This is a genomic window from Pseudomaricurvus alcaniphilus (genome assembly GCF_011440395.1).
Taxonomy (GTDB): domain Bacteria; phylum Pseudomonadota; class Gammaproteobacteria; order Pseudomonadales; family Cellvibrionaceae; genus Pseudomaricurvus; species Pseudomaricurvus alcaniphilus.
In genome coordinates, this window is sequence record NZ_JAAOIX010000003.1 from 251,072 (window position 1) to 266,417 (window position 15,346).

At 59.5% G+C, this 15,346-nt stretch carries 15 protein-coding genes and 1 pseudogene; 3 read left to right on the forward strand and 13 right to left on the reverse strand.

What is annotated here, in order from left to right; genetic code table 11:
- Genes G8764_RS09440 through G8764_RS09465 form a run of 6 tightly spaced genes read right to left on the reverse strand, consistent with a single transcriptional unit; the run spans position 1 to position 5,274 of the window.
- Positions 1–774, reverse strand: coding sequence for a hydrogenase maturation protease (locus tag G8764_RS09440; RefSeq protein ID WP_166164373.1), 774 nt, complete (start codon positions 772–774; stop codon positions 1–3).
- Positions 771–2,075, reverse strand: a complete 1,305-nt coding sequence (locus G8764_RS09445) for a Ni/Fe hydrogenase subunit alpha (protein WP_166164374.1) — start codon at positions 2,073–2,075, stop codon at positions 771–773. The genes G8764_RS09440 and G8764_RS09445 overlap by 4 nt, the downstream gene beginning before the upstream one ends.
- Positions 2,068–2,862, reverse strand: coding sequence for an NADH-quinone oxidoreductase subunit B family protein (locus tag G8764_RS09450; RefSeq protein WP_166164375.1), 795 nt, complete (start codon positions 2,860–2,862; stop codon positions 2,068–2,070). The genes G8764_RS09445 and G8764_RS09450 overlap by 8 nt, the downstream gene beginning before the upstream one ends.
- Entirely contained in the window at positions 2,862–3,674 is an 813-nt protein-coding gene (locus G8764_RS09455; RefSeq protein WP_166164376.1) for an FAD/NAD(P)-binding protein, read from the reverse strand. The genes G8764_RS09450 and G8764_RS09455 overlap by 1 nt, the downstream gene beginning before the upstream one ends.
- Positions 3,671–4,156, reverse strand: coding sequence for a cyclic nucleotide-binding domain-containing protein (locus G8764_RS09460; RefSeq protein WP_166164377.1), 486 nt, complete (start codon positions 4,154–4,156; stop codon positions 3,671–3,673). The genes G8764_RS09455 and G8764_RS09460 overlap by 4 nt, the downstream gene beginning before the upstream one ends.
- Positions 4,153–5,274: a 4Fe-4S dicluster domain-containing protein gene (locus G8764_RS09465; RefSeq protein WP_166164378.1), complete on the reverse strand. Its 1,122-nt coding sequence runs from the start codon at positions 5,272–5,274 to the stop codon at positions 4,153–4,155. The genes G8764_RS09460 and G8764_RS09465 overlap by 4 nt, the downstream gene beginning before the upstream one ends.
- Positions 5,275–5,786: 512 nt before the next feature.
- Here G8764_RS09465 and G8764_RS09470 point away from each other — a divergent pair.
- Both G8764_RS09470 and G8764_RS09475 read left to right on the forward strand, forming a co-directional pair.
- The gene (locus G8764_RS09470; RefSeq protein ID WP_166164379.1) at positions 5,787–6,242 is read left to right on the forward strand and encodes a (2Fe-2S)-binding protein; all 456 of its coding nucleotides are present in this window, start codon (positions 5,787–5,789) and stop codon (positions 6,240–6,242) included.
- Entirely contained in the window at positions 6,239–8,494 is a 2,256-nt protein-coding gene (locus G8764_RS09475) for a xanthine dehydrogenase family protein molybdopterin-binding subunit (RefSeq protein WP_166164380.1), read from the forward strand. The genes G8764_RS09470 and G8764_RS09475 overlap by 4 nt, the downstream gene beginning before the upstream one ends.
- A gap of 81 nt (positions 8,495–8,575) precedes the next feature.
- Here the strand turns inward: G8764_RS09475 and G8764_RS09480 are convergent.
- Positions 8,576–8,773: pseudogene (locus tag G8764_RS09480) on the reverse strand (LysR substrate-binding domain-containing protein); the annotation flags it as partial.
- A gap of 195 nt (positions 8,774–8,968) precedes the next feature.
- A complete protein-coding gene (locus tag G8764_RS09485) occupies positions 8,969–9,730 on the reverse strand; it encodes a LysR family transcriptional regulator (protein ID WP_166164382.1) in 762 nt (253 codons plus the stop codon).
- A 108-nt stretch (positions 9,731–9,838) separates the two neighbouring features.
- Here G8764_RS09485 and G8764_RS09490 point away from each other — a divergent pair, with 108 nt between their 5' ends.
- A complete protein-coding gene (locus tag G8764_RS09490; RefSeq protein WP_166164383.1) occupies positions 9,839–11,635 on the forward strand; it encodes a sigma-54-dependent Fis family transcriptional regulator in 1,797 nt (598 codons plus the stop codon).
- A gap of 26 nt (positions 11,636–11,661) precedes the next feature.
- On the opposite strand, the gene G8764_RS09495 is transcribed toward G8764_RS09490, so the two are convergent.
- From G8764_RS09495 to G8764_RS09515, 5 genes are read right to left on the reverse strand one after another with little or no spacing between them, the layout of a single operon-like run.
- On the reverse strand, positions 11,662–11,922 hold the full coding sequence (locus tag G8764_RS09495; protein WP_279538428.1) for a 2-hydroxymuconate tautomerase: 261 nt from the start codon (positions 11,920–11,922) through the stop codon (positions 11,662–11,664).
- Positions 11,919–12,581, reverse strand: a complete 663-nt coding sequence (locus tag G8764_RS09500) for an antibiotic biosynthesis monooxygenase (protein WP_207951800.1) — start codon at positions 12,579–12,581, stop codon at positions 11,919–11,921. Before G8764_RS09500 ends, G8764_RS09495 begins: the two co-directional genes overlap by 4 nt.
- Positions 12,578–13,369: a 2-oxo-3-hexenedioate decarboxylase gene (gene dmpH / locus G8764_RS09505; protein ID WP_166164385.1), complete on the reverse strand. Its 792-nt coding sequence runs from the start codon at positions 13,367–13,369 to the stop codon at positions 12,578–12,580. The genes G8764_RS09500 and dmpH overlap by 4 nt, the downstream gene beginning before the upstream one ends.
- The gene (dmpG, locus tag G8764_RS09510) at positions 13,366–14,397 is read right to left on the reverse strand and encodes a 4-hydroxy-2-oxovalerate aldolase (protein WP_166164386.1); all 1,032 of its coding nucleotides are present in this window, start codon (positions 14,395–14,397) and stop codon (positions 13,366–13,368) included. Before dmpG ends, dmpH begins: the two co-directional genes overlap by 4 nt.
- Before the next feature lie 14 nt (positions 14,398–14,411).
- Positions 14,412–15,323: an acetaldehyde dehydrogenase (acetylating) gene (locus tag G8764_RS09515; RefSeq protein WP_166164387.1), complete on the reverse strand. Its 912-nt coding sequence runs from the start codon at positions 15,321–15,323 to the stop codon at positions 14,412–14,414.
- Positions 15,324–15,346: the final 23 nt, after the last annotated feature.

Here is a 15,346-nt window from a genome sequence, read left to right on the forward strand (position 1 = left end):
TTACTCCTCGCTGACATCGACGCTCTTTAACAGGATGTCCTGGGCGTTGGGCGCGTTAATGTCGGTTGCGCACTCGATCACCAGGTCGAGGTTGGCAAACGCCGTATTGGCAGTGGCCTGCTGGAAATGCTCGCGAAAATGGGCGGCGGAAATGTGCGCCAGCGGGCCCAGTTCGACAGTGACACGTTGCAGTCGGTGGGGAGAATGCTCGTGTGCTATCTGTTCGATTTTCTTTACCAGGTTGTTGATCAGGGACTGTTCATGCATGGTTTTAGCCGTCAGGTTGCTGTGGATTACGTGGTGCAGCGAGGCCTGCAGACGGGCGGAAATCATGCTCACGATCTGCGCTGCCGCCGCACCCATGGCCGCCGAAAGGCCACTGCCGCGACTGAATTTTTTTGCCGACGCAGCGTAGATCTCCAGCTGCTGCGGACAATTGCCGATGGTCTGGCTCAATTCGATCGCCAGCCGAATATCGAGGCTGTGGCTCGACTGGGGCTGGCGCAGGTTGGCCAGCAGCGCCAGGTCATCGGTCAATACGTTGTCGATTATTACCAGTTCGCCGGCGGCCAGCTGTTGCTCGTAACAGGCATCCACCAGGTACACCGCCTCGCGATCGTGCCAGCTGTTGATCAGGCTTAAGGCATCTTTCGGGTTGACGATAAAATCCACACTTTCGGCAAAGGTTTGCTGCAGATTGGCAACCACCAGTGGCCCCAGCCCATCGTCGCCGCGCAGGGAATTGCCTATGCCGATCACCAGGGGCTTAGTCACTGTTTGTCCAGGGTCAGTTGCAGAAAATGAGTGGCGCAGGATATACACGGGTCGTAATTGCGAATTGCCTGCTCGCATTGATGGCGCAATTCGTCGTCGCCTAAATGCAAAAACCCCGGAATCATCAGGCGCAAATCGTCCTCGATGGTTTTCTGGTTTTGCGAAGTGGGCGGGACGATTTTGGCCGTCAGGATCTTGCCGTCGGCGTCGACTTCGTAGTGGTGGTAGAGAATGCCCCGCGGCGCCTCGGTAATGGCAAAGCCACTGCCGGCTTGTGGCGGTCCGGCGCTAAAGGGTTGCTCCGGCGCCTGGTAGTGATCGAGTAGGCGCAGCGCTTCGCTGACCGCGTGCACCACTTCCAGGGCGCGCACCACAATACTGGTAAAGGGGTTGGTGCAGGGCGGCTTGAAATTGAGCTCTTCTGCCAGCGCCAGCGCCGCTGGGGCCAGGTGCTGGAAATTGAGATTGAAACGCGCCATGGGGCCGACAAAGTAGGGCGTTTTACCATCGATCAGGCAGTGCAAGGCGTTGCTGTGGGGTACATGGCTTTCAATGAAATGCTGTTCAAACTCGTCGGCACTGATGTCCATCCCGCCGCTGGATACCAGGCGGCCGCTGTTCATGGGGTATTCCTGCGGGTGTTGCAGGGCCACGAAAACATAGGGCTCGTCGGTGCGGGAAAAATCCGGGAAGCTGAGGCTCGCCACCCAGCGGGTCAATTCGATAGCCAGCGGCAGGGCGGCTTGCAACGACTGCCGCAGTTCGCTGAGTGCGGCGCGGTTGGGCAGTTTGTAGAAGCCGCCGACGCGCACATTAATGGGGTGGATTTCGCGACCGCCGAGCAGGCTGACGATGGTGTTACCGGCTTTTTTCAGCTCCAGGGCATTGCGCACAATGTGCGGATGCACTTGCGCCATTTCCACGGCGCTGTGCAGTTTGAGAAAATCCGGCGCGTGCAGCATGGCGATGTGCAATACGTGACTCTCGATCCACTCGCCGCAATAGAGCAAGCGGCGCAGGGCGTGAATTTCCGGCGCCACGCTAATGGCCTGCGCCTGCTCCATGGCTTGCACAGCACTCATCTGGTAGGCCACCGGACAGATGCCGCAGATGCGGGCGGTAATGTCCGGTGCTTCGGTGTAATCCCGACCCTGCATAAAGGCCTCAAAAAAACGCGGCGGCTCAAAAATCTTCAGTTGCACATCGTGCACCGCCTCATCATCGTAGCGGATGTAGAGGGCGCCTTCACCTTCGACCCGGGCCAGGTAGTCAACGCGAATGGTCTTGCTCTTGTCAGTCATCTTTACCACCCGTATTCATTCGTTCCGCGGCGTTGTGAAAAGCCGGCGCCGCAGCGTTGAAGTTGCGCATATTCTCGATGATTTTAACGCTGTCGACGCCGAGGCTGGCCTGCCACCACTGGCTCATGGCGTCCGGGTTGGGGTTCTCCTTGGGCCCGTAGCAGCCAAAGCAGGGGCGGTCATAGCGCGGGCACAGGGCGCCGCAACCGGCGTGGGTCACCGGGCCCATGCAGGGCAGCCCGCGCGAGGTGGTCAGGCAGGCCACCCCGCTCAGTTTGCATTCAATGCAGACTGCGTGGTCGCTGATCTGGGGGCGGCGCTGGCGCAGGAAGGCGCTAATCACTTCCAGCAGTTGCTGCTTGTTGATCGGACAGCCGCGCAGCTCGAAGTCTACCGTGACATGCTCACTGATGGGGGTCGAGGTGGCGAGGGTGCTGATGTATTCCGGGTGGGCGTAGACCGTGGCAATATAGTCCTTGACGTCGACCAGGTTGCGCAGTGCCTGGATGCCACCTGCGGTAGCGCAGGCGCCAATGGCCACCAGGAAGCGCGACTGCTGGCGCACCGATTGAATCAGCTCCAGTTGTTCCGGTGTAGTGATCGAACCCTCGACAATCGACAGGTCATAGGGCCCCGGTAACTGGCGGCTGCTGGCTTCCATAAAGTAGGCGATTTCCACCTGTTCCGCCACGGCCAACAGTTCGTCTTCGCAGTCGAGCAGCGACAGCTGGCAGCCATCACAGGAACTGAACTTCCACACCGCGACTGTGGCTTTTGCTGCACTCATCACAGTTCCCTCGTATAGAGCCATTTTTCAATATCGGCGTAGCGAAACACCGGGCCATCCTTGCACACGAACGTGGGCCCCCACTGGCAATGGCCGCAGTGGCCGATGGCACAGTGCATATTGCGCTCCATGGACAGGTAGATGGCTTCTCCCGGCAGGTCTTTGGCGCGCAGGGCCTGGATACTGAAGCGCATCATAATCTCCGGGCCGCAGACCAGGGCGATGGTGTTATCCAGCGGGAACACAGCGTTGTTCAGCAGGCTGGTGATAACGCCGATATGGCCGTGCCAGTCGGGTCCGGCCTGGTCCACGCTCAAGTTCACCTGCATATTGGCCGACCATTGCTGCAGTTCTTGCCGGTACAACAGTTGCTGCGGGTGGCGGTCGCCGTAAAACAGTTGGATGCCGGCGAACTGCTGGTAGTTGTCGTTGAGGTGGTAGATCAGGGGTCGCAGCGGCGCCAGGCCGAGGCCGCCGGCAATCACCAGCACCTGCTTGCCCGCCAGCTCCGGTATGGGCCAGCCCCTGCCGAACGGCCCGCGTACGCCAATGTCATCCGCTGCGAGCAGGCGTTGCAGTGCCTCGGTGTTTTTCCCCAGCGCCCTGACGGTATGGGTGTAACTGTCGGTTTCCCGGGCGGAGCCGCTAAAGGAAATTGGCACTTCACCAGCACCGAAGCTGTAGAGCATATTGAATTGGCCGGGTACAAAAGAGGGCAGCGGCTGATCGTCCGCGGCTCGCAACTGCAGGGTAAAGGTCCCCGGGATTTCTTCCCGGCGGCTGTGCACTTGCAATACCCGCGGCGTGTTCATCGCAATGATCCCCGGCTGTTGGCGGGCACTGCGGCGTAGACATCGAGCAACTGAAAGCGGGCGGCGTGCAATCGCGACATCATCACCATGGCCAGGCGGCGCATTAAATCAAACCCCAGTTTGGCATCCTGCTCGCATTTGTCGCGCAGGCAGCGACCGTCCATTTCCACGGTGCGCAGAGCGCTTATTGCCCGGGCATCAAAATGCCAGCGGTAGGGTGGGAACAACCAGGACCAGCCGACCACTTCCTGCTCACCAAGGGTCAGCAGCGGTACAGTCGGCTTGCTGTTCTGGTGGGTCTCAATCACGGCCCTGCCTTCCAGCAGCAAGTAGAAATAATCCGCCGGCTCGTTTTCCCGGCCCAAATATTCATTGGCCTTAAAGCGCCGTAATTTGCCGCAGCCGGCGATAAAGTCGACGTGATGCGGTTCAAGCCCGGCGAAGAGTGAATGCTGGCGGACGAAATCGGCGACGGTGATCATTTTGCTTCTGCCGCGCGAATGTGCAGCAGCTCCTCGGTGATGTCGATACCCACCGGGCACCAGCTGATGCAGCGGCCGCAGCCGACGCAGCCGGAATGGCCGAACTGGTCGATCCAGGTTGCCAGTTTGTGGGTCATCCACTGGCGGTAGCGGGAGCGGGTGCTCTCCCGGATCGTGCCGCCGTGGATATAGCTGAAATCATTGGTAAAGCAGGAGTCCCAGCGTTGCCAGCGTTCGGCGTGGTCACCGGTTAGATCGGTGCTGTCCTCCACCGCGGAACAAAAACAGGTGGGGCAGGCCAGGGTGCAGTTGGCACAGGACAGGCAGCGCTCGGCGACGTCATCCCAGCTGGGGGACTCCAGGTTGCGATAGAGCAGCTCTTTTACATCGCTGCTGTCAAAATAACGGGGTCCGGTTTGCATTTGTTGCAGGGCTGCGCCAATGGCCTCGCGGCCGGCCTGTTGTGCGGTTTGGTCAGCCGCTCGGGTAGGCAGTTGAGCGACGATGCGCTCACCGGCAGGAGAGCCGGCTTTAACCAGGAAGTAGTGCTGTTCGGCGTCAATCACTTCGGTGAGGTTGATGTCGCTGGGCAGGCTGACCTCGGGCCCGGTGTTCATGCTGGCGCAAAAGCAGGTGGCGGTGGCCCGGGTACAGTTGACGGAAACGTTGAACAGGCGCTGTCGATTGCTGCGATAAAGTTCATCCGGGTGACTGCCCTGGATATAGACCGCGTCCTGGATCCGGATGGCGTGCAGTTCACAGCTACGCACGCCGATAAAGGCCAGTGGTGGCGCCTCATTGCTTTCGGCTTGAAATACCAGTTGGCCGTTTTCGCGACTGGCGCGCCACAGGCGGCGGCGGGGCGGGTTGAGGAATTTTTTCCAGGAGTTGGCCGCCACCGTATGGCCGAAGTAGGCCTGGTTGGGGCTTTGTTCCAGCCGATAACTGCCTTTTTCCTGCTGGTCGATCCAGCCCTGGGGCAGGTCCGCAGCGCTGCTGATCTGGTCGTAGAGAATGGCGTGCTGGTCGCGCACCGGGCCGATGACCTGGAAGCCCTCGACAATCAGCAGCTGGATCAGCTGATCGAGATCTGCTGCCGCGAGTATCGCAGTCTGCATAATTCACCGCCTGTCAGTGGAAACAGTGCACTACAACTTGCTCTTTGCGGAAAGCGGCCGGGTAGCAGCTGGCGCACCAGTTTCTATTCCCGGTCTGCTTGCCAGGGCGCAATCAGACGCTTATTTTTATGTCATCCACTCCGCCTGGGCGAGAAATGGCGTTAAAAAATGTACGATTTATGGATCGACATCAGCCAACTGACAGGCCCACAGCGGCAAGAAGGCTGCTTCCTGTCATTACACTGTAGCTCTGCTAGCGTGCGCTTTGTGTTGACGCAGGTCAACAGGCTCTGCACTAGCTGTCGCGCGTGGTCTTTTTCTCGCTTGCAAAGTGAATTTGCTGGCAGTACGGTTGCCCTTGCCCGAGCCATCCAGGCTCAACCGCAGCAGGGCCCGCTGTCTGGTTAGCAAACCCTTGGGGGATACGAGTTGCAGAAAGCAATGTTATGGGATTCTGCTGGCATCTGGAGTAATGGGTTGCTGGCGCAAAATTACCGTTCAGGAGTACCAACATGAAGCTCAACGTCAATGGTGAAAGTCACCAGTTCGATGGCGACCCCGCCATGCCCATACTCTGGTTCGTGCGCGATATGCTCGGTTTTACCGGCACCAAATTCGGCTGTGGCATGGCCCTGTGCGGCGCCTGCACGGTGCATGTGGATGGCGCCGCGGTGCGCGCCTGCACCACGCCGGTATCTTTTGCTGAAAACAAGCGTATAACCACCATCGAGGGGTTGGCGAAGGGGGATGAGTTGCATCCCCTGCAGAAGGCCTGGCAGCAGCACAATGTACCCCAGTGTGGCTACTGCCAGAGCGGCCAGATCATGCAGGCGGCCGCGTTGCTGGCGAAAAATGCCAGCCCGGCGGATGACGAAATCGTCAGTGCCATGTCCGGTAACATCTGCCGTTGTGGCACCTATACCCGTATTCATGCCGCCATTAAAACCGCCGCGGAGGAGTTGTCATGAGCGCTACCCGAGAGCTCAGCCGGCGCGGGTTTCTGCGTATGGGCGCCGCTGCCGGTGGACTGGTCTTCACCCTGCAGTTACTGCCCTTTGGCCAGCGTTCTGCCGCGGCCGCAGCGGAAGCCGCCGCTGCGGTGTTACCCGGGTTGAGCCCGAACCTGTTTGTGGAACTGCAGCGTGACGGTGGCGTCATCATTACCTGTCATCGCTCGGAAATGGGCCAGCAGACCAGGACCAGCATGGCGCAACTGGTGGCCGATGAACTGGAGGCAGACTGGGCCAGAGTCGTGGTTCGGCAGGCGCCCGGGGATCCCAAATACGGCGACCAAAACACCGATGGCTCCAAGAGCGTGCGTCTCAACTTTACCCGCCTGCGCCAGGCCGGCGCCAGTGTGCGCCAGCTGTTGCACCTGGCCGCTGCAGATACCTGGCAGGTGCCAGTGGCGGAGTGCAGCAGTGAATTGGGCGTCGTCTATCACCGAGCCTCCGGTCGGCAGCTGGGCTACGGCGAGCTGGTAGACCGGGCGGCCGCATTGCCCCTGCCCGAGCCGGCCAGCGCAACCCTGAAAACCAGGGATCAGTGGCGCTATATTGGCAAGGCCGTGGCCAGTGTTGACCTGGATGACGTGCTGCACGGAACCGCCCGCTTTGGCATGGATGTGCAGCTGCCGGGGATGCTGGTGGCGGTTATCGCTCGGCCGCCGGTAGTGTTCGGGCGGGTGAAAAGCCTGGATGACAAGGCGGCCCGGGCCACACCCGGGGTGGTGGATGTCATCCAGCTCGACCCGCCGAGCCCGCCGGTGGCGTTCAAGGCCCTCGGCGGGGTGGCGGTGATTGCGGACAACACCTGGACCGCCCTGCAGGCGCGCGGCAAGCTTGAGATCGACTGGCTCGATGGCGACAACGGCGACTACGACTCCGGCCAGTTTATGGAGAGCATGGTGGCGACGGTGGGCAAACCCGGTACTGTAGTGCGAGCCCAGGGTGACGTCGACCGCGCTTTGGCCGGTGCGACCAAAACCGTGGAGGCGGTTTATCGCGCGCCCCACCTGGCTCATGCCACCATGGAGCCGCCGGCGGCTACGGCGGTGGTCACCGCCGCCAGCGCTGAAGTCTGGGCCTGTACCCAGAATCCCCAGGCAGCCCGCAGCAGTGTGGCCGAGGCCCTGGGGCTCAAGCCGGAGCAGGTGGTGGTGCACGTTACCCTGCTCGGTGGCGGCTTCGGGCGCAAGTCGAAACAGGATTTTGTGGTGGAAGCGGCACTGTTGGCGCGGGCCACCGGTAAACCGGTCAAGGTGGTGTGGAGTCGCGAGGACGATATCCAGCACGATTATTACCACACCATCAGTGCCCAGTACCTGAAAGCCGGCCTCGATGCCGAGGGCAAGACTATCGGCTGGTTGCAGCGCACGGTATTTCCCTCGATCGGTTCTACCTTTAACGCCGGGCAAGTCAGCCCGCTGGATTTCGAATTGGGCATGGGGGCACAGGACAATCCCTTCGCCATCGACAACCTGCGCATCGAAAAGGGCGAGGCCAAAGCCTACACCCGCATCGGCTGGCTGCGCTCGGTGATCAATATTTTGCACACCTTTTCTGCCCAGTCGTTTGCCTGTGAACTGGCGCAGGCCGCCGGGGCAGACCCGAAGGATTACCTGCTGCAACTGATCGGCCCGGCGCGCACCGTTGAGCTGCCCGACCTGCCGGTGAAATACGCCAATTACGGCGCTGCGCAAGCGGAGTACCCCATCGACACGGGGCGTTTACGCCATGTTATCGAAACCGTGGCCGAGCGCAGCGACTGGAACCGCAAACGCAAGCAGGGGCGGGCACTGGGCATTGCCGCCCACCGCTCGTTCCTGAGCTACGTCGCCACCGTGGTGGAGGTGGAGGTAAAGGCGGACGGCAGCTGGATCATACCCTCCGTCCATACCGTCATCGATGCCGGTACGGTGGTCAATACCGACCATGTCACCGCCCAGTGTGAAGGTGGGACTGTGTTCGGGGTCAGTTGTGCCATTGGCGCAATCAGCTTCCGCGAGGGGCGCGCCCAGCAGAGCAATTTCCACGATTACCGGGTCGCCCGTATGTCCCAGGCACCGCGCATGATCGACGTGCATATCGTTCCCAGCTCGGCACCGCCGGCGGGGGTGGGTGAGCCGCCCACACCACCGGTAGCGCCGGCCCTGTGTAACGCCATCCAGGTGGCGACCGGCAAGCGGATACGGGATCTGCCGGTGCCGTTGCGGTTGTAGCGGCGGCTGGAATCAAGCCGGCGACTTGCCCCGCACCGACCCGCGGGGCCCGGCCGTGCCGCGACAGTAGCAGCGCTGCGCTTACAGCGTCGCCTTGCGCGGCTCGATCTTTGCCAGTATAAACTCGATAAACGTGCGCACCTTGGCGGGCAGGTATGTGCGGTGCGGGTAGAGCATTTGTACATCCCGCCCGCGGGCCTGCCACTTCGGCATTAGCGGCAATAGCTGCCCCTGCTGGAGCTGCTCTTTGATCACGTAGTGGGGCAGGTAACTGATGCCTAGGCCTGCCCTTTACCCATAAGTCCCTTCAGAGCCCCCCAATTCGTTTTCGGCAAGGCGCCGTTCGCAGTGAAGAGTGGGCCTCTTTTCAAGAACGGCAACGCGGCCGAGGGCGAATTGGGGGGCTCCCTCCGGGCGAGCCGCCAAGGGGCCATCTGCTGCGTTGCATTTTCTCGACATAGGCCCACTATGCCTTCAAAAATGCGCCTTGCCGCTGACCCCTTGGCGGTCTCGCTGCAGGGACTTATGGGTAATGGGCAGGCCTAGGCCGGCGCAGGTGGCCTTGGCCGCAGCGCGCAGCTCATTGGTGAGAAATCGGGCCTGGGGGGTAACCTCGACCACCTCGCCGCCGGCGTTACTGAACAGCCAGGTGGCGGTGCGTGATGGCACAATCAGTGGATACTCACTCAACTCCCGCGGGTGCTCAGGGCTGCCGTGTAAATGCTTGAAACTCTGGCTGCAGTTGAGGATATAGCGGGAGTGGAACAGGCTCCTGGAGACCCAGTCTTTTATTTTGGCATCGCCGATTCTGAAAGCGACGTCTACGGCTTCGTCGCGCAGGTCAATGTTCCTGTTTTCCAATAGTAATTGCATGTCGATAGCGGGATAGGTCTGCAGGAATTCGTAAAACCACTCGTCCAGCAATTCATTAAACAGGCTCACGGGAGCAGTAATCCGCAGATTGCCGGTCACTGCAGTCAGTTCACCTTCGAGTTCCAGGGTGGCTGCTTCCAGCTCGGCATAGAGTGGCTGGCAGCGACGGTAGAATAAAGCTCCCGCCTCCGTCAGCGCCAGTTTGCGCGCACTGCGATGCAACAACTTGTAGCCCAGCTCGTCTTCCAGCTGCTGGATTCTGCGGCTGACCGTGGAGGAAGGTATTTGCTGCGCCTCGGCGGCGGCCAGAAAACTGCCTTTTTCCACGACTTTGACGAACAGGTGGAGATTTTGATAATTCATTCCAAATCCCATATATGGGATTTAAGTTCCCATAAAGTTTGTTAAATATAGCATGGGTAATTGCATAGAATAAGCTCCTGACATTCCTTTGTACCCACGGGGCACTCAATGGAAAGCACTATAAGAAGTACTAGCCAAAGTATTGACCATAGGGATTACCAAAATAATATCCGGCGTGAGAGTCACGGCCGGCAGGCAGGGCAGCCACAGAGCCATATTGGCAATGCCCGCAGTAGTGCCAATAAACTGAGCCGGCAGATACGCTTTCAAAACGCCAACGGCAAGGTCTGGTTTGACGAACAGAGAGTGCTGTTGCTGCAGTTGGCGTCCTTGACCAATTTCCGCAAGGAGCAGATAGAGACTGTGGGGCTAGAGCGGGCCAAGGGCTTTTTTATGCGCCTGGGTTACAGCCTCGGCCAGAAAGATGCGGAGTTGGCACGGCGCTTGTGTCGCTCCGGCGAGCTGGCGGAGTTGATTCACACCGGCTTCGAGCTGCATTCGCTCAAGGGCATGGTGCGAGTGGATGAACAGAAGCTGGACGTGGGCGCCGATGGTGACGATTTTTACGCGGAGTATATTCTCCATGACTCCTACGAAGCGGAGATGTTTACCGGTGAGCTGGGCTTGATTAACGAGCCGGTTTGCTGGAGCCTGGTGGGGCATGCCAGCGCCTTTACTTCCAGTATCCTCGGCCGGGAAATCCTGTTTAAGGAAACCTCCTGTCGGGGCTGTGGTGATAGCGAGTGCCGGATCGTGGGCCGCCCGGCGCAGCAGTGGGAGGACGCAGCCCAGTATCGAAAGTATCTGGACAGCAGCCCCATTATCGAGGAACTGTACCAGTTGCAGTCGCAGATTTCGGTGTTGCGACACAAGATCGATGCCGAGTCCACGCTGGGAAATTTTCGCGGCCAGTCCGACGGCTACCAGCGTGTTTGTCACCTGGCGAACAAGGCGGCCAGCGGCAAGGTGACTGTACTCTTGCTGGGAGAAACAGGGGTGGGCAAGGAGTTGGTCGCCAAGGGAATCCACACGGCCAGTGAGCGCAAGGATAACGCTTTTGTCGCGGTCAACTGCGCGGCAATTCCCCCCGATTTGATTGAATCCGAATTGTTTGGCGTCTGTAAGGGTGCCTTTACCGGCGCTAGCCAAACCCGTGAAGGCCGGTTTGAGCGAGCCCATAACGGTACCATATTCCTCGACGAGGTCGTGGAGTTGTCACCCCGCGCCCAGGCCACCTTGCTGCGAGTCCTGCAGGAGGGGGAGCTGGAGCGGGTCGGCGATAGCGAAACCCGCAAAATTGACGTGCGGGTGGTCGCGGCCACTAATGAATCGCTGGAAATAGCGGTGCAAGAGGGCCGTTTTCGGGCTGATCTTTTTTATCGCCTCAATGTCTACCCCATCCACATTCCGCCGCTGCGCGAGCGCAGGGAGGATATTCCCCTGCTGATCGAACATTTTCTGCAGAAATACCAGGCCTATTACAGCAAGCGGGTCGCCGGCCTCTCGGATATGGCCAGCGAAGCGATGATGAATTATGCCTGGCCGGGCAATGTGCGGGAGTTGGAGAATCTTATCGAGCGGGGGATGATACTGACGGACAGTGGTGATGCCATTAGCGCCAACTCGCTTTTCCCCACCCTGGAGCTGGGTTCGAGCAAGGTGGTCTCCGCCCAGGGCCTGCTGGTTGAAGAGGCTGCGGATGCGGCAATGGCCGAGGCAGACAGCTGGATAGAAGCCGCTTTAAAGGAGTGTGGCTCGCTGGATGCCATCGAGGAGCGACTGGTTGATTACGCCCTTGGAGTTGGCGCGGGAAACGTATCCAGCGCCGCCAGGGTTCTGGGAATATCCCGGCCAACGTTTGCCTACCGCATGAAAAAAAGGGCCGCCGCCGCTTGCAGCGAATAGTGGCGCTAGTGGCCTGAATCAGGACACTAGCGGCCGAGCTGTTTTATCGACTGGCCGCCGATGCCAAAATGTTGCTTTGGCATTTCGTTGATAATGATACGCACACTTTCCTGCGGGGCGTCGATTGCCCGCACTATGGCTGCTGTCACCTCCTGAATCAGGCGCTCTTTTTGTTCGTCAGTTCGACCTTCGATGATGTTGATCTGGGCGATGGGCATGGCAATAAGTCTCTGCTGTTGAAAGGGTATAGAACCCGAAATTAATGGCTTGTGGTAAACGAAAATCAATCCTTGAACAGCCAGGGCTGTAGCAGTTTGGTGACTCGCGGCATCACCACAAACGTCAGTAGCAGAACCTGCGCGCTGACGACAAACAAGGTCTGCAACCAGTGGGGTAAAAGCGTCAACCAGGCGCCGAACAGCAGGTTGATCCCCATAATCAGCAGATAGACAACCACGATCAGCACCAGCGCCATTTTATGCGGCGGCGGGGTGCGATGGCTGGGCAGCTCCGGCAGGTCAAACCAGAATTCCAGCCCGGTGCTGCGCCGGGTTTGGGGCTCGCCTTCGGTCAGCCCGGCCAATTGTTGCAGCCAGTGTTGGCGCAACTCGGACTGCTCCCAGGCCTGGCAGTGCTGGTAGTTATCAAAGCGATAGATAATCACGTACTCGTGCCGGGTGGCCGGCCCCGGGCGCAACACACTGGTGCCCAGATGGCCTGGATAACTTGATGCGGCCTCGATTACGCCGGAAATCCAGTGCTCGTAGTCCGCCTCGCAGCCGGGCTTGACCTTGCGCGAAATACTGACCGTGACCGGCCCCTCGCTGCCCGGCTGGCAGACGTTGTTGTTGTGCGCCAGGCCGGGAGCGTGAGCCGGGCCAGGTGTCTTGTCGCCAGCGCTTGCAAGATGCCTCGATTGCTCTGGCGCAGAGGCTGAATCATTCACACAAAGCGACCGCTGACGCTGCCCAGGCCCTGGTAGCGGACACAGAAGGAGTCGCCTTTGTTGACCTGAACTGCCGCGGTAATGGCGCCGATCATAATGTAGGTGCCGGCCGGAATTTCCTCGTCCCGCTCGGCCAGCATATTGGCCAGCATGGCGACGGAAGAAGCGGGGTGTCCGAGTACCGCGGCACCGGCGCCCAGCTCTACTACCTGGCCATTGACTTCCATAACCACACCGAGGTTTTTCAGGTCCAGGTCTTCCGGTTTGGCCATAGTGCCACCGGCAATAAAGCGACTGGAGGAAGAGTTGTCGGCGATGACGCTTTTCAAATCGAATTTGAAATCCTTGTAGCGGGAATCGATCACCTCGACGGCGGGCATAACGAAGTCGGTGGCGCGCAGCACGTCACCGATATGAATGCCCGGGCCCTTTAGCGGCGCCTTGGTGACGAAGGCCAGCTCGGCTTCAATCTTGGGGTGAATCAGCTCATCGTGCTTGATGTCACCGCCATCGGGTACGGCAAAATAATCGGCAAGGAAACCATAGCACGGGTGCTCGACGCCCATTTGTTTCATCTTTGCCCAGGAGGTCAGCCCCATTTTCATGCCCACGATTTTGTGGCCGCGGGCTTCCTTGCGACGGCGAATTTCCCACTGGATATCAAACGCATCCCGGTAGGTCATGTCGGGAAAATCGTTGGTGATCTTAGTGATCTCATAGGCCTGCAATTCTGCGTTTTCGCAGTGCTCGGCCAGTTGTTCGATTTGTTGCCTGCTGAGATTGCTCATTTGATTAAGCCCTTGTCTTTGGCCATGGTTAAGGCCAGGTCTTCGATCATATCTTCCTGGCCACCGACGGTGCCGCGGCGCCCCAGTTCCACCAGAATGTCCCGCGCGGAGATGCCGTACTTCTTCTCGGCGCGCTGGGCAAACAGCAGGAAAGAGCTGTAAACACCGGCATAACCGAGGGTCAGGGCATCGCGATCCACCCGGATTGGCTGGTCCATCAGGGGCACCACGATGTCCTCTGCCACATCCATAATCTTGTACAGATTAACGCCGTGACTGGCGCCCATGCGGTCCAGTACGGCCACCAGTACTTCCAGTGGGGTATTGCCGGCACCGGCACCGAGGCCGGCGACCGAGCCGTCGATGCGACTGGCGCCGGCCTCGATGGCGGTCAGCGAGTTGGCAATTGCCATGCCCATATTGTGATGGCCGTGAAAGCCCACTTCGGTCTGCGGGTTCAGCTCGGCCCTGAGCAGGGAAATTTTTTCCCGCACTTCGTCGGGCAACATATAGCCGGCGGAATCGGTACAGTAGATACAGTTGGCGCCGTAGCTTTCCATCAAACGCGCCTGTTCAAGAATTTTTTCCGCGCTGACCATGTGGGCCATCATTAAAAAGCCAACGGTGTCCATCTGCATTTTCGCGGCCATGCCGATGTGTTGCTGGGAGACGTCAGCCTCGGTGCAGTGGGTGGCCACCCGGATGGTGTGCACGCCGCAGTCGCGGGCCATTTTCAGGTGGTCCACGGTGCCGATGCCGGGCAGTAGCAGGGCCGAGACTTTGGCTTTTTTCATCTTCGGAATCACCGCGTCCAGGTATTCCGCATCGCTGTGCGCGGGAAAGCCATAGTTCAGTGAGGCTCCGCCGAGGCCGTCACCGTGGGTGACTTCGATCAGCGGAATGCCCGCTTCGTCCAGTCCGGTGGCTACCGCTATCATTTGCTCCAGCGATATCTGGTGACGTTTGGCGTGCATACCATCGCGCAAACTCATATCGTGGAGGGTTACTTTTTTGTCGGTCAGGTTCATGCTCAATTCTCCAGTTAGCCGCGCGCGGGCAGGGTGATGGTGCCGTTGCTGGCTTCTTCCGCAAACATCTCCGCAGTGCGCAAGCCGGCGGCGGTCATAATGTCCAGGTTGCCGGCGTACCTGGGCAGGAAATCACCGAGCCCCTCGACTTCCATAAATACCGATACCTTGTTGCCGTCAAACACCGGGCCATTGACCAGTTTGTAGCCGGGCACGTACTTCTGTACGTCGCGCACCATGGCGTGAACGGATTCGGTAATGGCCTGCTGGTCGGGCGTGTCCGCGGTGAGGCAGTGGATGGTGTCGCGCATCAGCAAGGGCGGCTCGGCCGGGTTGATGACGATAATCGCCTTGCCATTCTTTGCGCCGCCGACCTTTTCCACAGCGCCGGCGGTAGTGCGGGTAAACTCGTCAATGTTCTGGCGAGTGCCCGGGCCCACCGAGCGCGAGGAAACCGTTGCAACGATCTCGCCGTAGTCGACCGGCTGTACCCGGGAAACTGCGGCGACAATGGGAATGGTGGCCTGGCCACCGCAGGTGACCATATTGACATTCATTTCCAGGCGCTCGGCGTGGGCTTTCAGGTTTACCGGTGGGATGCAAAACGGGCCGATGGCAGCCGGGGTCAGATCGATCATGATCACACCCAGTTCGTTCAGCTTGCGGCTGTTCTCGGCGTGGGCGTAGGCCGAGGTGGCGTCAAAGGCGATGCGAATATCGTCTGCAATAACCTGCTCCAGCATGCCATCGATTCCCGCGCTGGATACTTTTACGCCCATTTCCACGGCGCGCTTGAGGCCTTCGGATTCAGGGTCAATACCCACCATCCAGACCGGCTCTACCCAGTCGGAGCGCAGCATTTTCATTAACAAATCGGTGCCGATATTGCCCGGGCCGATAATGACCGCTTTTAATTTGTTACTCATTGTCATTTCCCAAAAATCGTATT

What these genes read in the sequence shown, in the direction of transcription:
- G8764_RS09445 (WP_166164374.1), bottom strand. Translation starts at nt 2,075, where the DNA reads ATGACTGACAAGAGCAAGACCATTCGCGTTGACTACCTGGCCCGGGTC.
- G8764_RS09450 (WP_166164375.1), bottom strand. Translation starts at nt 2,862, where the DNA reads ATGAGTGCAGCAAAAGCCACAGTCGCGGTGTGGAAGTTCAGTTCCTGT.
- G8764_RS09455 (WP_166164376.1), bottom strand. Translation starts at nt 3,674, where the DNA reads ATGAACACGCCGCGGGTATTGCAAGTGCACAGCCGCCGGGAAGAAATC.
- G8764_RS09460 (WP_166164377.1), bottom strand. Translation starts at nt 4,156, where the DNA reads ATGATCACCGTCGCCGATTTCGTCCGCCAGCATTCACTCTTCGCCGGG.
- G8764_RS09465 (WP_166164378.1), bottom strand. Translation starts at nt 5,274, where the DNA reads ATGCAGACTGCGATACTCGCGGCAGCAGATCTCGATCAGCTGATCCAG.
- G8764_RS09470 (WP_166164379.1), top strand. Translation starts at nt 5,787, where the DNA reads ATGAAGCTCAACGTCAATGGTGAAAGTCACCAGTTCGATGGCGACCCC.
- G8764_RS09475 (WP_166164380.1), top strand. Translation starts at nt 6,239, where the DNA reads ATGAGCGCTACCCGAGAGCTCAGCCGGCGCGGGTTTCTGCGTATGGGC.
- G8764_RS09485 (WP_166164382.1), bottom strand. Translation starts at nt 9,730, where the DNA reads ATGAATTATCAAAATCTCCACCTGTTCGTCAAAGTCGTGGAAAAAGGC.
- G8764_RS09490 (WP_166164383.1), top strand. Translation starts at nt 9,839, where the DNA reads ATGGAAAGCACTATAAGAAGTACTAGCCAAAGTATTGACCATAGGGAT.
- dmpH (WP_166164385.1), bottom strand. Translation starts at nt 13,369, where the DNA reads ATGAGCAATCTCAGCAGGCAACAAATCGAACAACTGGCCGAGCACTGC.
- dmpG (WP_166164386.1), bottom strand. Translation starts at nt 14,397, where the DNA reads ATGAACCTGACCGACAAAAAAGTAACCCTCCACGATATGAGTTTGCGC.
- G8764_RS09515 (WP_166164387.1), bottom strand. Translation starts at nt 15,323, where the DNA reads ATGAGTAACAAATTAAAAGCGGTCATTATCGGCCCGGGCAATATCGGC.